The sequence below is a fragment of the Flavicella sp. genome (genome assembly GCF_029238425.1).
Lineage (GTDB): Bacteria > Bacteroidota > Bacteroidia > Flavobacteriales > Flavobacteriaceae > Flavicella.
Map to the genome: position 1 here is coordinate 1 of NZ_JAQWGB010000107.1, position 1,906 is coordinate 1,906.

Here is a 1,906-nt window from a genome sequence, read left to right on the forward strand (position 1 = left end):
TGCACAGAACATAAAAAAAATGAAAATGATCCTACACAGATTGAAACATACAGTATTAACCATCCTAACCTTGGTTGTTGGTACTCTGTTGTTATTAGCTTGTTCAAATACGGAGAGCACTCCGCAAGAAATTCCATTTAACAAAGGATGGAAATTTAGCAAAGGAGAAATAACGGAGGCAATTCAGCCTGTGTATGATGATTCTGCTTGGGAGGATGTAAGCATTCCACATGACTGGAGTATAAAGGGAGAGTTTTCAAAAAAGAATCCCTCTTTTTCAAGAGGAGGATGGCTTCCAACGGGTAAATGTGTTTATAGAAAAACATTTTATGTAGAAGCGAGCAAAAAAGAAAATAAAGTTTTTATCTACTTTGATGGTGCCTACAGAAATTCTACTGTTTATATAAATGGGCAAAAAGTAGGTCATCGTCCTTTAGGGTACATAGGGTTTGAATATGATTTAACGGAGCATATTAATTTTGAAGCAGAAAATGTACTTACGGTAACCTTAGATAATTCTGAACAGCCAGGGCATAGATGGTATTCTGGAACTGGATTGTACAGAGATGTTACCTTAAAGATTAAAAATAAAACATATATTCCAAATTGGAGTTTCTACGTAACGACTCCAACAATAAACAAGGAGCATGCAATTATCAATACTGCTTTTAATATCAAAACTGAGAAACAAACGAATTCAGAGATAAGAGCTGTGGTTTCAGCATTTGATGCAGGACAGGAGGTTGCAAGGAATGAGAATATCATTACTGTAAAAGCTGGTGAAGTTTCTTCCATTAATTCTAAATTAGAAGTAATGGAACCTAAATTATGGTCGCCTTCGAGTCCAACCTTATACGATGTAAAGGTGGAGTTGTTTGATGGAGATAAGCTTATTGGGCAGGAAACAACTAGAACCGGTATTAGAACTTTAGGCTATGATAAGGACAATGGGTTTTCTATCAATGGTATAAGAACTAAATTAAAAGGAGTTTGTCTGCATCATGCTGGTGGTCCTTTGGGAGCAGCAATTTACAGAAGAACTATCGAGCGTCAGTTAGAAGTATTGCGTGAAATGGGATGTAATGCGGTTCGAACTTCTCATAATCCTTTTTCTACAGAGTTTTTAGATATATGTGACGAAATGGGCTTTATGGTGATGAATGAAATGTTTGATGAATGGGAAATTGTTAAAAAACCGGCAACTGTTCAAGATGGGAAAAAAGTTCGAATTCCTGTAAAATATTATGCGGACATTTTTAAAGAATGGGCGGATAGAGACTTGACTGATTTTGTGTTGAGAGATCGTAATCATGCTTCGGTTGTCATGTGGAGTATTGGTAATGAAATTGATCAAATGAAAACTGATGAAGGGATTCCGATAGCTAATAGATTGATCAATATTATTCATGATTTAGATGATCGTCCTGTTACAAACGGACTTATTGGATATGGTTGGGATGCATGGCCAAGTGAAGGAGCCGCGTCTACAAGTGATATTAGAGGTTATAATTATATCAAAGAAAACGGTTTAGATAGAGAAGATAAAATCGCACCTGATGCCATGGGGATTGTAACGGAATGTGCTTCTGCACAATCGTATTACCCAAGGGGAACTTATTTGTATGGTGAGGCAAAAAAGAAGTGGTGGGATGCTTTAGGCTATACTCATAATGATGCCTATGAATGGGTAGAGAAAAGACAACTTTTAGGAGAGCGCGGAATGGATGCCTGGAGAGATATCAAGAATAGAGATAATATCATGGGGCAATTTATATGGACCGGTTGGGATTATTTGGGAGAAGTGATTCCTTTTGGATGGCCAGCTCGTTCTTCTTCGTTCGCTCCAATTGATTTATGTGGTTTTCCTAAAGATGGTTACTATTTTTATCAATCTCAATGGACCTCA

The 1,906-nt window shown here is 37.0% G+C and carries 1 protein-coding gene; it reads left to right on the forward strand.

Annotation, left to right across the window (positions count from 1 at the left end; all coding sequences use genetic code 11):
- Nucleotides 1-25: 25 nt before the first annotated feature.
- Nucleotides 26-1,906 (forward strand): glycoside hydrolase family 2 TIM barrel-domain containing protein (locus P8H68_RS08145; protein ID WP_300323293.1); only part of this gene is annotated, 1,881 nt, incomplete at its 3' end.